The 14,515-nt window shown below is 65.3% G+C and carries 13 protein-coding genes; 6 read left to right on the top strand and 7 right to left on the bottom strand.

The features are described from left to right. Positions 1 to 173: 173 nt before the first annotated feature. The 5 genes from rpmF to tpiA all read right to left on the bottom strand — a co-directional run bounded on the left by rpmF (position 174) and on the right by tpiA (position 4,496). Positions 174 to 356, bottom strand: coding sequence for a 50S ribosomal protein L32 (gene rpmF / locus PGP17_RS13235; RefSeq protein ID WP_135943668.1), 183 nt, complete (start codon positions 354 to 356; stop codon positions 174 to 176). Positions 357 to 463: 107 nt separating this feature from the next. Next, positions 464 to 2,092, bottom strand: coding sequence for a CTP synthase (locus PGP17_RS13230; protein ID WP_270375822.1), 1,629 nt, complete (start codon positions 2,090 to 2,092; stop codon positions 464 to 466). Between the two features lie 93 nt (positions 2,093 to 2,185). Beyond that, a complete protein-coding gene (gene secG / locus PGP17_RS13225) occupies positions 2,186 to 2,644 on the bottom strand; it encodes a preprotein translocase subunit SecG (protein WP_135943666.1) in 459 nt (152 codons plus the stop codon). A 49-nt stretch (positions 2,645 to 2,693) separates the two neighbouring features. Continuing rightward, positions 2,694 to 3,695 (bottom strand): response regulator receiver protein, encoded by a 1,002-nt coding sequence (locus tag PGP17_RS13220; RefSeq protein WP_135943665.1) that lies wholly within the window; start codon positions 3,693 to 3,695, stop codon positions 2,694 to 2,696. Positions 3,696 to 3,761: 66 nt separating this feature from the next. Next, positions 3,762 to 4,496, bottom strand: coding sequence for a triose-phosphate isomerase (gene tpiA, locus PGP17_RS13215; RefSeq protein WP_270375820.1), 735 nt, complete (start codon positions 4,494 to 4,496; stop codon positions 3,762 to 3,764). A 176-nt stretch (positions 4,497 to 4,672) separates the two neighbouring features. On the opposite strand from tpiA, the gene PGP17_RS13210 reads away from it, so the two are divergent. Beyond that, complete coding sequence (locus tag PGP17_RS13210) at positions 4,673 to 6,568, top strand: peptidylprolyl isomerase (RefSeq protein ID WP_270375819.1); 1,896 nt, start codon at positions 4,673 to 4,675, stop codon at positions 6,566 to 6,568. A gap of 18 nt (positions 6,569 to 6,586) precedes the next feature. Next, the gene (gene trpE / locus PGP17_RS13205) at positions 6,587 to 8,098 is read left to right on the top strand and encodes an anthranilate synthase component I (protein ID WP_270375818.1); all 1,512 of its coding nucleotides are present in this window, start codon (positions 6,587 to 6,589) and stop codon (positions 8,096 to 8,098) included. On the opposite strand, the gene PGP17_RS13200 is transcribed toward trpE, so the two are convergent. After that, on the bottom strand, positions 8,095 to 9,039 hold the full coding sequence (locus tag PGP17_RS13200; protein ID WP_270375817.1) for a divergent polysaccharide deacetylase family protein: 945 nt from the start codon (positions 9,037 to 9,039) through the stop codon (positions 8,095 to 8,097). The two genes, trpE and PGP17_RS13200, sit on opposite strands and share 4 nt — an antisense overlap. A gap of 92 nt (positions 9,040 to 9,131) precedes the next feature. Here PGP17_RS13200 and PGP17_RS13195 point away from each other — a divergent pair, with 92 nt between their 5' ends. From PGP17_RS13195 to lexA, 4 genes are all read left to right on the top strand, one after another. After that, the gene (locus PGP17_RS13195; RefSeq protein ID WP_270375816.1) at positions 9,132 to 9,719 is read left to right on the top strand and encodes an anthranilate synthase component II; all 588 of its coding nucleotides are present in this window, start codon (positions 9,132 to 9,134) and stop codon (positions 9,717 to 9,719) included. Continuing rightward, positions 9,716 to 10,741, top strand: coding sequence for an anthranilate phosphoribosyltransferase (trpD, locus tag PGP17_RS13190; RefSeq protein WP_270375815.1), 1,026 nt, complete (start codon positions 9,716 to 9,718; stop codon positions 10,739 to 10,741). The genes PGP17_RS13195 and trpD overlap by 4 nt, the downstream gene beginning before the upstream one ends. Next, positions 10,738 to 11,526: an indole-3-glycerol phosphate synthase TrpC gene (gene trpC, locus PGP17_RS13185; RefSeq protein WP_270375814.1), complete on the top strand. Its 789-nt coding sequence runs from the start codon at positions 10,738 to 10,740 to the stop codon at positions 11,524 to 11,526. Before trpD ends, trpC begins: the two co-directional genes overlap by 4 nt. 96 nt (positions 11,527 to 11,622) lie before the next feature. Further along, positions 11,623 to 12,297: a transcriptional repressor LexA gene (gene lexA, locus PGP17_RS13180; RefSeq protein ID WP_135943657.1), complete on the top strand. Its 675-nt coding sequence runs from the start codon at positions 11,623 to 11,625 to the stop codon at positions 12,295 to 12,297. A gap of 32 nt (positions 12,298 to 12,329) precedes the next feature. Here lexA and PGP17_RS13175 read toward each other — a convergent pair whose 3' ends face one another. Then, complete coding sequence (locus tag PGP17_RS13175; protein ID WP_270375812.1) at positions 12,330 to 14,477, bottom strand: ComEC/Rec2 family competence protein; 2,148 nt, start codon at positions 14,475 to 14,477, stop codon at positions 12,330 to 12,332. Between the last annotated feature and the right edge of the window lie 38 nt (positions 14,478 to 14,515).

The raw sequence follows: 14,515 nt of genomic DNA, 5'->3' as shown, positions 1-14,515 counted from the left end.
TAGACGAGCGTTCGAAGCGGGGGAAGCCCCGGCCGACTTCACATTCATACGCTGAAATCCCGGCTCGGCCCTCTGGGTCGGCCGCAGGTTTCAGAGCTCGACCGGCACGCACGAAAAACCCCGCGCGATCTCTCGCGCGGGGTTTTTAAAAACATTGAGCCTTGGAAAAAGGCTCAGTCGTCTTTCGGCTCGAGGATCTGCTTGCCGCGATACATGCCGCTTTTCAGATCGACATGGTGGGGACGGCGCAGTTCGCCGCTATCCTTGTCCTCGACATACGCCGTGCTGCCGATCGCGTCATGGGACCGGCGCATGTTGCGCTTCGACGGGGTGGTTTTTCTCTTAGGGACCGCCATCGGGTCTCTCCACTTGCAAACGACTCAAAATCGGAAATCGCGCGGTGTTCACCGGCGATGTGAAGGCGCGGCTATACAGAAAACCGCCCGCCAAGGCAACTCTTCACCTACACCAGCCGCGAATGCTCCATCGCGGCGGAGATGAAGCTTGAAAACAGCGGATGGGGCTCGAACGGTCGCGACTTGTATTCGGGGTGGAATTGCACACCGATGAACCAGGGATGGTCGGCGTATTCCACGATCTCGGGAAGGATGCCGTCCGGCGACAGTCCGGAGAACACCAGCCCGGCCCGCTCCAGACGCTCGCGATAGTCGATATTGACCTCGTAGCGGTGGCGATGGCGTTCCGAAATCTCCGCCGCGCCATAGATCTCGCGCACCCTTGTGCCTTCGACCAGGCTCGCCGGATAGGCGCCCAGGCGCATCGTCCCGCCCAGATCGCCCTCGGCCGAGCGGCGCTGCAACGCATTGCCCTTCAGCCACTCGGTCAGCAGGCCGACCAGGTGGGTACCTTCGGCGGCAAATTCGGAGCTCGTCGCATCCTCGATCCCCGCCAGGTTCCGGGCCGCTTCCAGCACCGCCATCTGCATGCCGTAGCAGATGCCGAAATAGGGAATCTTGCGCTCACGCGCGAACCGCGCCGCCGCGATCTTGCCTTCCGCGCCGCGCTCGCCAAAGCCGCCCGGCACCAGGATGCCGTGCACGTCTTCCAGCGCGCCGAACGAATCGGGCTGCTCGAACTGTTCGGAGTCCAGCCAGCGCAGTTTCACCTTCACGCCGTTGGCGATGCCGCCATGGACGAGCGCCTCCATCAGCGACTTATAGGCGTCCATCAGGACGGTATACTTGCCCACGATGGCAATCGTGACTTCCCCGTCCGGCGCCGCAACGACGCGCGAGATGTCCAGCCAGCGCGTCAGGTCGGGCTCGGGCGCATCGTCGATGCGGAAACGCTCCAGCACGACCCGGTCGAAGCCCTGCGCGTGGTATTCCAGCGGCACGTCATACAGCGAGGACGCATCGCGCCCCTCGATGACGGCATTCTCCGGCACGTTGCAGAACAGCGCGATCTTGCGCTTGTCGCCCGGATCGATCGGAATCTCGCAGCGGCACAGCAGCACGTCGGGCTGGATGCCGATCGAGCGCAATTCCTTGACCGAGTGCTGGGTCGGCTTGGTCTTCATCTCGCCGGCCGCCTTGATGAAGGGCAGCAGCGTCACGTGAATGAAGATTACCTGATCGCGGCCGAGCTCCTGGCCGAGCTGGCGAATCGCCTCGAAGAAAGGCAGGCCCTCGATGTCGCCGACGGTTCCGCCAATCTCGCACAGCACGAAATCGACATCGCCGGCGTCGGACAGGACGAATTTCTTGATCGAGTCGGTGACGTGGGGAATGACCTGCACCGTGGCGCCCAGATAGTCGCCGCGGCGTTCCCGTTCGATGATCTGGGAATAGATACGCCCGGTCGTCACATTGTCGCTCTGGGCGGCATTGACGCCGGTAAAGCGCTCGTAATGACCCAGATCCAGATCGGTTTCCGCCCCGTCCTCGGTAACAAAGACCTCACCGTGCTGGTAGGGCGACATCGTACCCGGGTCGACGTTGAGATACGGGTCCAGCTTGCGCAGACGGACCTTGTATCCACGGGCCTGGAGCAGAGCTCCGAGGGCGGCTGAGGCGAGGCCTTTTCCAAGCGAGGAGACCACGCCGCCTGTGATGAAAATATATCGCGGCATGGGCACTCGGATTAGCGCAGAATCACGAAGGGCGGAAGCGGCAAGCCTGCTTGCCGCCACAAAAACTCAGTTGATGACGCGAAAGCAGACCGCCTAGCGGTCGCCGGGAACCGCAGGCTCTTCGGTCTCGGCACTGGGATCTTCGGCCGGGACGTCGCCTGGAACTTCAGGCGACTGGCCTGCCGGGCTGTCCTCGGCGGGAAACTGGGGAACGTCCTCGTCGCCGGTTTCGGAGCCCGAACCGCTGAACGCGTCGCCGAACAGGCCCTCGATCGAATCGCCATCCTGCTCGATGCGCTCCTCGTCGAAAACCGAACGTCCGGTCGAGTCGATACCCGACACGATCGCCAGCAAAACCGAGTTCGCGACGAAGATGGCGCCGAGAATCATCGTCAGGCGCGTCATCAGATTGGCCGCGCCGCGTCCGCTCATCATGCCGCCCGGCCCGCCACCGCCGATACCCAGCGCTCCGCCTTCGGAACGCTGCATGAGGATGACCGCGACCAGAGCCGAGGCCACCAGAAGGTGCACGATGAGAAGAACAGTCGTCATGACGCTCGCTTTACGCGTTGGAACCTGCCGGGCCCGAGCGGTCCGGCGTCTAGCTGGCCGCGCGTTTTAGCTCAGCGTCGTCCTCTGCGCCACCGTCATTCTGCTGTTGGACCACCATGCGCTTGCGCAAGGCTTCGACAGTGCGTTCGATTTCTTCGCCCGCGCCCGGAATCCCGCTGGCATCGTCGCCGCCCACAAAGGCCGCGTAGGCCCCCATGGCCAGCTCCTTGGCCAGGCCGAGATTGGAGCGGCTGAAGCCTTCTTCGGTCTGTAGCGACACGATGACCTCGGCGAGCGCCTGGGCAACCCGGCACGCTTCGCGCGCCCGTGCCTTGGCCAGGCGCATGCGCAATTCCTTGCCGGTCCGTTCCAGGTCGGTGAAATCGATCTGGGCTGTGCGTCCGGCCTGGCGCTCGCGCACGGCCGCTTCCATGCCCACGACGATGCGCATGCACAAACGGCGCACCCGCTCGCTTTCGACCGTCTGCTGCGCCTCGTGAATCCACGCCGCCGCCTGGTGCATCGCCTCTTCGTCGCCCTCAACGGCGACTTTGAGCGTGTTGGGCGCCTCGATCGCCTTTACGCTGCCACTTCCGCGCTGGTCGTCGCGCCGGCGGTCCGGCCCGATATAGTCGCTGGTCACGATGAAGGGTTTGCGCGCCTTGACCAGGGTGCGGATACGCTCCTCGACAAAACTGGTGGAGAACGGACGAATGATCACGTCGTCTGCGCCCGAGCCGATGGCCTGCTTCAGGATATTCCCGTCGCGCACCCAGCAGGTCAGCAGAATCGCCATGAACGCGTTGCCGCCCACCTCGCCCGAGCGGATCGCCCGGACCAGGCGAAAGACTTCTGCTTCGTTCTGTGAGGTTTCGAGCACGATGAGATGAGCCGGCTTTTCGTCGATCCGGCGGCGCATTTCGGCCAGAGAACCGATGCTTTCGATCTCGCGAAATCCGATCTCGTGAAGCGCGTACCGCGTGGTTCTCAGATTGACGTGCACCGGGTCGAAAATGACCGCGGACGCCTTTTTGTAATCAATGCCCGCCATTCAACACCCCGTCTGCTTTCTGCATGTTTCTTCAACGCAGTATTCGCAGAACAGGTGAAAATCGCCTTACCGGACAGAGTTAACAATTGATGCAAAACATTCCGGGTCCAGACTTGCGCCGCCGATCAGCGCCCCGTCAACGTCAGCCCCGGCCAGGATTTCCGCGCTGTTGTCCGGCTTGACCGAACCGCCATAGAGTATCCGCAATGCCTCCGGGCGCCCGCGCGACCAGATCTCGCGAATGTGCGCGTGCATGGACTGCGCGTCCTCCGCACTTGCCGACCGGCCCGTGCCGATCGCCCACACCGGTTCATAGGCCACGATCACATCCGCTCCCGTGATCGACTCCGGCACGCTGCCGTGCAGCTGCGCGCTGACCACATCTTCGGCCCTGCCCGCCTCGCGATCCTCCAGCGTCTCGCCCACGCAGATGATCGGGATCAGGCCCGCGCTCAACGCCGCATCAGCCTTGGTGCGAACCGCCTCGCTGGTTTCCCCGTGCCCGGCCCGCCGCTCGGAATGGCCCGTAATCACGTATCGCGCACCGCAATCCGCGACCATTTGCGCAGACACGTCTCCGGTGTAGGCGCCCGTGACGGCCGGTCCGCAATCTTGCGCCCCGACCTCGATCGCCTTGTCGGTGCAGCGCGCCGCGAAGGCCGCAAGCAAGGTGAAGGGTGGACAGACCAGTACGTCGCAGGGCGCGTTGGGATTGGCGGCGCGGTGGAAGGCCTCGACCCAGCTCAGGTCGGCGGTCAGGCCGTGCATCTTCCAGTTTCCTGCGATTAGCGTGCGCCGCACCGTCTGCTCCTCACCATTGCGATTGAAGGCGTCAGCGATAGCAGCGTGGCCGCGAACGGGCAACGCATGCCCTGAACCGGCAGCGCCCGCTTGCTGGCCAACCGCGAGGCGGCTAGGTTCGCGCGCAATTGCAACCGTATTCCGGGGGAGGCGCTGCCCCAGCGCCCTGATTCTTCATGCTTGCCGCCATTCGTTCGCTCACCCGCTCGCCTTTCGCCGTCCTGATCATCATCGTGCCGCTGCTGGCCGCGTTCGCCCTGTTCGGGGTGACTGACGTCTTCCGTGTCTCGCCCACATCGGCGGCCACCGTGGGCGGCGAAACGATCAGCGCCCGGGAGCTGAGCACCGCCTATCAACGTGAGCTGCGCAACATCCAGACCCAGAACCCGGGCGTGACCCGAGAGCAGGCAGAACAGGCGGGTCTGCCCGACCGTGTTCTCGGCCGCCTCATCGATCAGGCCGCGATTGAAGCCAAGGCGGACGACTTGCGTCTCGGCGTGTCCGACGAAGAAGTGCGCGCCGGCATTCAGACGATCGAGGCGTTCAGCAATCCGTTTACCGGCCGCTTCGACCGTCAAGCCTATCGCCAGGCCCTCTCGAACGCGAACTACAGCGAGACCGAGTTTGAAGACAGCGTTCGCGGGGACCTGATGCGGACGCAGCTGGTGCTGCCCCTGCTGACCGGGCTGGCCGTTCCCGACACGATGGCAACGGCGCGCCTGGCCTATGAGGGCGAGCGTCGGTCGGTCGACGCCCTCTTCCTCTCGCCTGCCCTGGCCGGCGACCTGCCTGCACCGACCGATGAAGAACTTCAGACCCTGATCGACGAAACGCCGCAGGCTTTCCAGCGTCCCGAGCTCCGCCGGATCACGCTGGCGCGCGTTTCGCCGGAACTGATGATGCGCGACATCGAGGTCGCCCAAGACGATCTGCGCAATCTCTACGAAATCCGGCTGGAGAATGGCGAGCTTGCCGATCCCTCCACACGCTCGCTGCGCCAGTGGAATGCGCCCGACGAGGCCACGGCGCAAAGCGCGGCCGCGGCGCTCAATGCCGGGACCGATCCGGCCGAGGTCGCCGCCGAATTCGGTCTGGGCGAGCCGGTGGAACTCACCGAAGTTCAGGCCTACGAAATTCCCCAGAGCGCCGTGGCCGATGCAGCTTTCGAGGCCGGCGCGAACGAGGCGGTCGCGGTGGAGGCCCGGCTCGGCTGGCGCGTTGTGCTGATCGATGCGGCGAACGATCCCCAGGTGCCCGGTTTCGAACAGGCCCGCGCCGGTCTGCGTGCCGAGCTGGCGCTCGATCAGGCCGAGCAGCTGGTTCTGGACAAGATTTTCGAACTCGATGAAGCCCGCGCCGGCGGCATGGCGCTCGACCAGGCCGGGGCGCAGGCCGGCATTCCGGTGGAGTATTTCGACTTCGTGTCGCAGTCGGGCGTGACGGCCGATGGCGTCCGGGTCAGGAGCCTTGCCGATAACGAGGAAATTCTGACCGCCGCGTTCGAGTTTCCCGCAGGGTTCGAGACCGATCCCACCGAGTATGGCGAGAACGGGTATTTCGTGCTGCGCGTCGATGCGGTCGAACCCGCGCGCGTCCCCGATCTGGCCGAGGTCCGCGAGCGCGCGGAGACGCTGTGGCGCTTCCGCACGGTTGACGAGCGGCTGCAGGAACGCGCTGACGAGGCGATGACGCGGCTTGAAGCGGGCGAGGACCTGAACGCGATTGCCGACTCCTTTGGCGAGGGCGCGCGAGTGGAAACCGCGACACTGCGCCGGTCCGAAACGGCCGGGCCGTTCAATCAGGACCTGGTTCGCCGCGCCTTCGCGGCCGGCGAGAACGAGGTGTTCGAGGCGCGTGCGGGCGATCAGCGGACCCGGGCCGTGGCCCGCGTGAGCGAGATCATGCCCCCGGCCAGCCTGGACCCCACGGACGAGACACGCACCGACATCGCCGCCGGTCTTGAAAGCGATCTGTCCCAGCTGATCCGGACCCACCTGCTGACAACGTATGAGATCGAACGCAACCCCACCCTGATCGATCAGGCTCTGGGCCGCTCGAACGCCAACCCGTAACGCGCGGAACCACGCCTCATGTCCGCATTCACGCCTGACCTGGCCACGGCGCGCAGCCTTCTCGCCCAGGGCAAGCCGGTCCTGCTGACCGCGCGCCGCGTGGACGATCTGGAGACGCCGGTCTCCGCCTACCTCAAGCTGGCGGGTGCCGGCGCCGGTACGAACAGCTTCCTGCTGGAAAGCGTCGAGGGCGGCGCCTATCGCGGCCGCTACTCGGCCATCGGGATCGATCCGGACCTGATCTGGCGCTGCCGGGACGGCAAGGCCGAGCTGGCCCGGGCCCCCGCGCCCGGTCAGCAGCCCTACGAGTTCGTCGCTCAGGACGTCCCCGTGCTGGACTCGCTCAAGGCGCTCATCGACGAGTCCCGCCTGGACATGCCGAGCGGGCTGGCCCCGCTCTCGGCCGGGCTGTTCGGCTATCTCGGCTACGACATGGTGCGCCATGTCGAAACCCTGCCCGGTCACGCCGATCCCGATCCGCTGCAGACGCCCGAAGCCACGCTGATGCGGCCGCGCGTCATGGTCGTGTTCGATGCGCTCGCGCAGGAAATCATGGCCGCCGCGCCGATCCGGCCGCGCGACGGTGTGTCGCCGGAGGAGTCCATCGAGGCGGCGACCCGGCGCATCGAGGCGGTGTTCGACCGTCTGGACTCCCCTTCGCCCGGCCACCGCCAGGGCGAACGCCGCGACGAAGAGCCGAGCGCACAGTCGAACACCTCTGACGCCGCGTTTCACGAGCGCGTCCAGCGTGCGCGCGACTACATCCGCGCCGGGGATATCTTCCAGGTCGTTCCCAGCCAGCGCTTCTCGGCGCCATACACCCTGCCGCCCTTTGCGCTCTACCGGTCGCTGCGCCGGACCAACCCCTCCCCGTTTCTCTACTACTTCGATCTGGGTAATTTCCAGATCGTGGGGTCCAGCCCGGAAATCCTGGTCCGGCTGCGCGACGGGATCGTCACGATGCGCCCGATCGCCGGGACGCGTCCGCGCGGTTCGACGCCGGAGAGCGATGCGCGCTACGAGCGCGACCTGCTCGCCGACCCCAAGGAGCGGGCCGAACATCTGATGCTGTTGGATCTCGGGAGAAATGACGTGGGCCGCGTCTGCCTTCCTGGTTCGGTAACGGTTACCGACAGGGAGATAATCGAGAGATACAGTCAGGTCATGCACCTGGTTTCCAATGTCGAAGGCCGTTTGGCCGACGGCGAGGATGCGGTTTCAGCCCTCTTTGCCGGCTTCCCCGCAGGTACGGTTTCTGGCGCCCCCAAGGTCCGGGCGATGGAAATCATTGATGAACTGGAGCCCCACCGCCGCGGCATTTATGCCGGCGCAGTGGGGTATTTCGGCGCGGGCGGCGGTCTCGACACCTGCATTGCCCTGCGGACGGCCATCGTGAAGAACGGCCAGATGCATGTGCAGGCAGGCGGCGGCGTCGTGCTGGATTCCGATCCCGAACTCGAGCGTCAGGAATCGGTCAACAAGGCCCGTGCCCTGTTCCGGGCCGCTGCGGAAGCCTGGCGCTTCGCCTAGCTTTCCCGAGCGGCGAGATCTCGGATGGTCACCAGTTGAACACCTTCACGGGCGGCGCGGGCGCCCAGCCCTTCCAGCGCAGCAAGGGTCACGCTGTGCGGATGGCCGATGGCAATCGCCGATCCGGTCTCGCGCGCACGGGAAAGCGCGTCCGAAAGCGCTGAATCGATTGCTTCTTCGTCGATCTCATGGTCGAGAAAGACATCGCGGCGATAGGCCCTCAGCCCGGCTTGCGCAGCCCGGTCGCCGGCCACGCTTTCACTGCTGGTGAGCGAGTCCACAAAAACCAGACCCTGCCCCGAAAGCGGCGCGAAGAGCGCATCCATGGCCGCAGCGTCCGAGGTCAGCCGGCTGCCCATATGGTTATTGAATCCGGTTGCGCCCGGCACGCGGGCCAGCGCCCAGCGGACCCGTTCGCCGATCTGCTCGGCTGTCAGATGGCGCGCCAGCGCATGCGGCCCAGGATCGTCCAGACCAACCGGCTCCATGGGCAGATGAAGGAAAACATCCTTTCCCGCCGCCCGAGCCGCCAATGCCAGCTCCGGGGTCGCGTCTGCATAGGGCAGGAAGGCGAGTGTCAGTGGGATATCAAGCGCCAGCAGGCGTTCGGTCGCCATGCGGTCGAGCCCCACATCGTCGATGATGATGGCGAGTGTCGGAGTCTGAAGGAACGCATCCCCGGCATCCTGAACTGTCGTCACAGTTCCATCGAAACTCGAAGTATATTCGGTAGGTATCGGTACTATTTCGTGATTAGCAATTCGCGCGACTGAGCTTGTCGCCGTTTGCGCATCACCAGACACAGCAAGGCCGCCCAGGCTGTCTTCTAGCCGCATGACCGCGCCCTCCGCGCCGGCCTGGAAGGCCAGGCCGGAACAGATCAGGAGGCCCGCGGCGATTGCCGCGCCCAGATGTGGCGCAAAGGCAGCGGTCTGAGTCATGAACGCTGCATAGCGTGAGTCGGCCAGCTTGGCGCGGGGCGGCGCCTCGCCTAACTTCGCCCCTCGTTCACTGGAAGGGTCGGCCACGTCTCATGCTCCTGCTCATCGACAATTACGACAGCTTCACCTTCAACCTGGTCCATTATTTCCAGCAGTTGGGAAGCCAGGTGCGGGTGGTTCGTAATGACGCGATCAGCGTTAACGAGGCCTTTGCCATGTCGCCGTCCGCGGTGGTGATCTCGCCGGGTCCCTGCGATCCTGACCGCGCCGGGATCTGCCTCGATCTGATCCGCAACGCCTCGGAAACACTTCCAATATTCGGTGTGTGCCTCGGCCATCAGGCGATCGGGCAGGTCTTTGGCGGCAAGGTCGTCCAGGCGCGTGAAATCATGCACGGCAAGACCAGCGAAATCGAGCACGAGGGTGCCGGCGTGTTCCATGAACTGCCTCGTCCGCTCCTGGGCACGCGCTACCACTCTCTCGCAGTCGAGCTGTCAGCCGACAGTCCGCTCAAGGTGACCGCGCGTACGGCCGACGGCGAGATCATGGGGCTGTCTCACCCGACGCGGCCGATCCACGGGGTTCAATTCCATCCCGAGAGCATCGCCTCGCAGAGCGGTCACCAGATTCTGGCCAATTTCCTGACGCTTGCCGGGCTGCCGGCTGCCATTCCGGCATGAGCCGGCTGTCTCCCGCCATACAGGCCCTGGCCGCCGGCCGCGCGCCGGACCGGTCTGCCCTGGAGGCAGCCTTCAATGCTCTGATGGACGGTGAGGCCGATCCGGTCGAGATAGGCGGTTTGCTGATCGGGCTTGCTGCCGTCGGAGAGACACCCGAAGCCCTGATCGTCGGCGCCGAGGCTATGCGGTCACGCATGACGCCGGTGCACGCGCCTGAAGACGCCATCGACACCTGCGGAACGGGCGGCGATGCGCGCGGCACCTGGAATATCTCGACTGCGGCCGCCCTTGTCGCAGCCGGCGCTGGCGCCACCGTCGCCAAGCACGGCAACAAGGCGGCATCCTCCAAATCCGGCTCGGCGGAGGTCCTCGAAGCTATCGGCGTGAATATCTTCGCCTCGGTGCCATCGGTGGAGAAGGCCCTGCGCGAGGCCCGTGTCGGTTTCCTCTTCGCGCAGGCCCATCACGGTGCCGTGCGCCATGTCGGACCGGCCCGCAAGACACTTGCAGTACGTACGATTTTCAATCTGCTGGGTCCGTTGTCCAATCCGGCCGGCGCGAGGCGTCAACTTCTCGGGGTTTTCGATGAACGCTGGCTGGAGCCCATGGCCGAAGCTCTACGCGGACTCGGCGCCGAGCGTGCCTGGATCGTGCACGGCAGTGACGGGCTCGACGAATTGACCACAACAGGTGAGAGCCTTGTGGCCGAACTCACGCCGACAGGGCAGATACGCCGGTTCACAGTGACCCCTGAGGATGCCGGTCTGAGACGGGCCTCGCTCGATGAGCTCAAAGGCGGCGATCCTCAGCACAATGCCCAGGCGCTGCGCCGTCTGCTCGATGGCGAGACCGGGGCCTATCGCGATATCGTGCTGCTGAACGCGGCGGCTGCGCTGATCCTCGCCGGAAAAGCAGAGAACCTGGCCGAGGGAGCTGCGCTCGCTGCGCGCTCGATCGATGAGGGCCAAGCGAGAGGCGCTCTGCAGACGCTAAGTGATGTGACTCACGAGGAAACCCGATGAGCGATGTGCTGACCCGAATTGAAGCGTACAAGCGCGAGGATGTCCGCAACCGCGAGACTGACCGGCCGTTTGAGGCCGTCTGCGTCGCTGCAGAGCTGGCGCCGCCGGTTCGCGGCTTCGCCTCGGCGCTTGAATTGGCCTCTCGCAATGGCCGCCCGTCGCTGATTGCCGAGGTCAAGAAAGCAAGCCCATCCAAGGGTTTGATCCGCGAGGACTTCGATCCGCCCGCACTTGCCAGAGCCTATCAGGCCGGCGGTGCGACCTGTCTCTCTGTGCTGACGGATACGCCCAGCTTCCAGGGCGAGGATGCCTACCTCCAGGCCGCGCGAGACGCTGTCTCCCTGCCGGTCCTGCGCAAGGACTTCATGTACACGCGCTGGCAGATTGCCGAATCGCGCGCACTCGGCGCCGATTGCATTCTCGTCATCCTGTCCGCGGTCGACGATGACACGGCGCGCACCCTTATGGATGAGGCCGCCAGATGGGGCATGGACGCGCTTGTCGAGGTTCACGACCGCGCGGAAATGGAACGCGCCAATCAGCTCGGCGCCACTCTGGTGGGCGTGAACAACCGCAATCTGCGCACCTTCGAGACGCGTCTGGAGACATTCGAATCGCTCGCGCCGCACGCGCCGACGCAGGCCCTCTTGGTGGCCGAGAGCGGCATCTTCACGCCGGACGATGTCTCGCGGGTCGCCTCGGCCGGGGCGCGGGCGCTTCTGGTCGGTGAAAGCCTTATGCGGCAGGACGACGTCACCCAAGCGACTCGCCAGCTCCTCGGCTAGCCCTCCGCGTCCGCCACGCGGCTTGACGCCTGCATGGAACAGGCATAGAACATTCGGCATAACTTCCGCTTTTGTTCCAGCCGCAGGGGGACGTCCATGCTCACCAAGAAGCAGCACGAGCTTTTGGTTTTCATCCATAAGCGTTTGAGCCGCGATGGTGTCTCGCCCTCGTTCGACGAAATGAAGGAAGCCCTTAATCTGGCTTCGAAATCCGGCGTTCACCGCCTGGTGAGCGCGCTGGAGGAGCGCGGCTTCATTCGTCGGCTCCCCCACCGTGCGCGCGCCCTCGAAGTTCTCAAAATGCCGGAAATGACCGGGTCCCGTCCCGACACTGCACCCGGCAACGTCGTTCAGGCCGATTTCGGACGATCGGACCGCGGCAGTCAGACCTCGGAAGTCCCCGTTCTGGGACGTATTGCGGCTGGTGTGCCGATCGAAGCGATTCAACACGAAACCGATCGCCTCCCCGTCCCTCCCGACATGCTTTCGGGAGGCGAGCACTTCGCGCTTGAGGTCAGCGGCGATTCGATGATCGACGCCGGCATTCTCGACGGCGATGTCGTGGTGATCCGGCGGTGCGATACCGCCGGCAGCGGCGAGATCGTCGTGGCGCTAGTGGACGATCAGGAAGCAACGCTCAAACGCCTTCGCAAGAAGGGCAATTCCATTGCGCTTGAGGCGGCGAACCCGGCTTATGAAACGCGTATTTTCGGTCCGGACCGCGTTCGCGTGCAGGGCCGGCTCGTCGGCTTGATCCGTCGTTATCACTAGAGCCTTGAATGCCAGGCGCTCGGGCCGGGAGGCTAGCCGTCCGGCCGCGGCGTCCAGGGACGTAAGCCCCGCGCCGTATTCGCACCCTGAAAGCGGATGACCTGACCGTCACGGATCCAGAATTCGGTCGAGCCCAGGCGCGAGCGTTCGCGGCTGTCGAAAACGAACGCCGCGCAACGCCGCGTCAGCCACGGTGAGACGGTCACATCGATCACGATGATATCGGCGCGCGCGCAATCGTCTTCCAGCGCCTGTGCACTGTTCGGAAAGGCCAGGACCAGCCCATCCACGGTCTGGCCCGTGCAGCCAAGAGCGTCACAGCGCAAATCCGCTCCCGCCGGCGCGGTATTGGTTTCGCCGACACGCTGAAGAAACACGCGCGCATCGAACCGCCCTCGCCGCCGGTCATTGGTCTGCCATTGCCTGTCCTCGCCCTCGGCGTCGGGGTTTTCCGGCGCGTAGCGCGCGATTGCCGCGCCGCTTTCCGTGATCAGCATGTCGGGTGCCGTTGCACTGCTCCAGACCGAGAATCCGGCCGCGATCAGCACAGCACCCGCAGGACGAACCGCGCCACGGCCTATGGTCAGCAGCGCGAACCCGAGACCGTAGAGCGCCACCGTCAAGCCAGGCGCCGCGCTGACCGCGATAGCGGCCCCCTCGCGCGTCGCAGCGGCGTTGGCCACCCACATCACGACGCGGAGTCCGGCGTCCATCAGTGCAAGCGGCCCGGCTTCCAGTCCGACCGGCATCAGCAAGAGCGACGCCACGCCCCAGGGCATCACCCAGAAGGTGAAGACCGGCATCGCGGCCAGATTGGCCAGGAAGCCGTATGCCGCCAGGCGTTGGAAGTGGAAGGCCGCGAAGGCGCCGGTCGCCATGCCGGCGACCAGGGATGTGGCGGCAAGTCCCGCAAATCCGTTCCAGGCGCGCGCTACCCAGCCGGGTGGCTGCATCGGCGCCCGGCGCAGCCGCGTCCACAAATCGAAGACCGCGATCAAGGCCGCCACCGCAGCGAAACTCATCTGGAAACCCGGTTCGATCACGCTTTCCGGTGCCATCACCAAGATAATGAGCGCCGCGAGGGAAAGGGACCGGAAGGAAAAGGCGCGCCGGTCGAGCATGACGCCGAACAGAACCACGGCGGTCATGATGAAGGCCCGCTGTGTGGAAACCGATGCGCCCGAAACGACGAGGTAGGCGAGCGCGGCTGTGAGCGCGATCAGCGCCGCGGGTTTGCGTGGATCGTAGGCTCTGGCAAACGGCACGATGGCTGCGAAAGCGAACCGCGCGGCAAAATAGATCCCGCCGGCCACCAACGCCATGTGCAGTCCCGAAATGGCGAGGATATGTCCAAGGCCTGACACCCGTAGGGCATCTGCCTGGGCCTGGGAGACGCCGGACCTGTCTCCGGTGAGGAGCGCTGCCGCCAGGCCGCCTGTGTCCTCGCCGCCCATATCACGGATGCGCTCGGCGAGGCGCCAGCGCCATCGCACGAAATCGCGCACAGCCCGGTCGCTCGTCTCGCCCGACAGGATCGCTTCAGGTGGAGCAATCGCAAACCCTGTAAGGCCGATCGCGTCGAACCAGGCGGCACGAGCCGGATCGTAACCGCCCGGGGCGGCCGGGCCTCCCGGTGGAGCCAGCACGGCATTGACGCGGACCAAGTCACCGGGTTCCAGCTCCCCCAGCCGGGTCCGGATGCGAACCCGGTGGGGCGGCGTCTCGCTGCCCTCCATGTCGGTGACGCGAAGAATGAGCCGCTCGCGTGTGCCCGATCGCTCGACGCGCTCAATCCATCCCTCCAGAACGTGCGCGCGTTCCCGGCCGTGGTCCGCGCCGGACGCAAAGCTCTGCGCGTGCCATTGAGCCAGCGCGAACCCGGTGAGCGTCAATGCCAGAAGAATGAGTGCAACCAGACCGCGCGGGTGGCGGTGCATGCGTGCGGCCAACACCGTGATCAGGATCGCGATCACAACCGCCAGCCCCGGTGTCTGGGGCGGTGGCTCGCTTCGAAGCGCGAAATAGGCTGCCGCGCCGGCGCCGATGGCCACCGGCGCCCACAGGATGAGACGGCGTGGATCGGGTGCATCAAAGGCGGTTTTTGCCCAACCGAGCAGAGCGCGCCGCGTGCGACACCGCATGGGCGTCACGGCCCGGTCCACCACCTGAAGAAGGGTCATTGCGCGCCCTGCCCGCAAAAGAGTTCACTGGAAGACTA

This window comes from Marinicauda sp. Alg238-R41 (genome assembly GCF_947331485.1).
GTDB lineage: Bacteria > Pseudomonadota > Alphaproteobacteria > Caulobacterales > Maricaulaceae > Marinicauda > Marinicauda pacifica.
The sequence above is the reverse complement of the archived record's forward strand: the minus strand, read 5'-3'. Positions and strand labels throughout refer to the sequence as shown.

What these genes read in the sequence shown, in the direction of transcription:
- rpmF (WP_135943668.1), bottom strand. Translation starts at nt 356, where the DNA reads ATGGCGGTCCCTAAGAGAAAAACCACCCCGTCGAAGCGCAACATGCGC.
- PGP17_RS13230 (WP_270375822.1), bottom strand. Translation starts at nt 2,092, where the DNA reads ATGCCGCGATATATTTTCATCACAGGCGGCGTGGTCTCCTCGCTTGGA.
- secG (WP_135943666.1), bottom strand. Translation starts at nt 2,644, where the DNA reads ATGACGACTGTTCTTCTCATCGTGCACCTTCTGGTGGCCTCGGCTCTG.
- PGP17_RS13220 (WP_135943665.1), bottom strand. Translation starts at nt 3,695, where the DNA reads ATGGCGGGCATTGATTACAAAAAGGCGTCCGCGGTCATTTTCGACCCG.
- PGP17_RS13210 (WP_270375819.1), top strand. Translation starts at nt 4,673, where the DNA reads ATGCTTGCCGCCATTCGTTCGCTCACCCGCTCGCCTTTCGCCGTCCTG.
- trpE (WP_270375818.1), top strand. Translation starts at nt 6,587, where the DNA reads ATGTCCGCATTCACGCCTGACCTGGCCACGGCGCGCAGCCTTCTCGCC.
- PGP17_RS13200 (WP_270375817.1), bottom strand. Translation starts at nt 9,039, where the DNA reads ATGACTCAGACCGCTGCCTTTGCGCCACATCTGGGCGCGGCAATCGCC.
- PGP17_RS13195 (WP_270375816.1), top strand. Translation starts at nt 9,132, where the DNA reads ATGCTCCTGCTCATCGACAATTACGACAGCTTCACCTTCAACCTGGTC.
- trpD (WP_270375815.1), top strand. Translation starts at nt 9,716, where the DNA reads ATGAGCCGGCTGTCTCCCGCCATACAGGCCCTGGCCGCCGGCCGCGCG.
- trpC (WP_270375814.1), top strand. Translation starts at nt 10,738, where the DNA reads ATGAGCGATGTGCTGACCCGAATTGAAGCGTACAAGCGCGAGGATGTC.
- lexA (WP_135943657.1), top strand. Translation starts at nt 11,623, where the DNA reads ATGCTCACCAAGAAGCAGCACGAGCTTTTGGTTTTCATCCATAAGCGT.
- PGP17_RS13175 (WP_270375812.1), bottom strand. Translation starts at nt 14,477, where the DNA reads ATGACCCTTCTTCAGGTGGTGGACCGGGCCGTGACGCCCATGCGGTGT.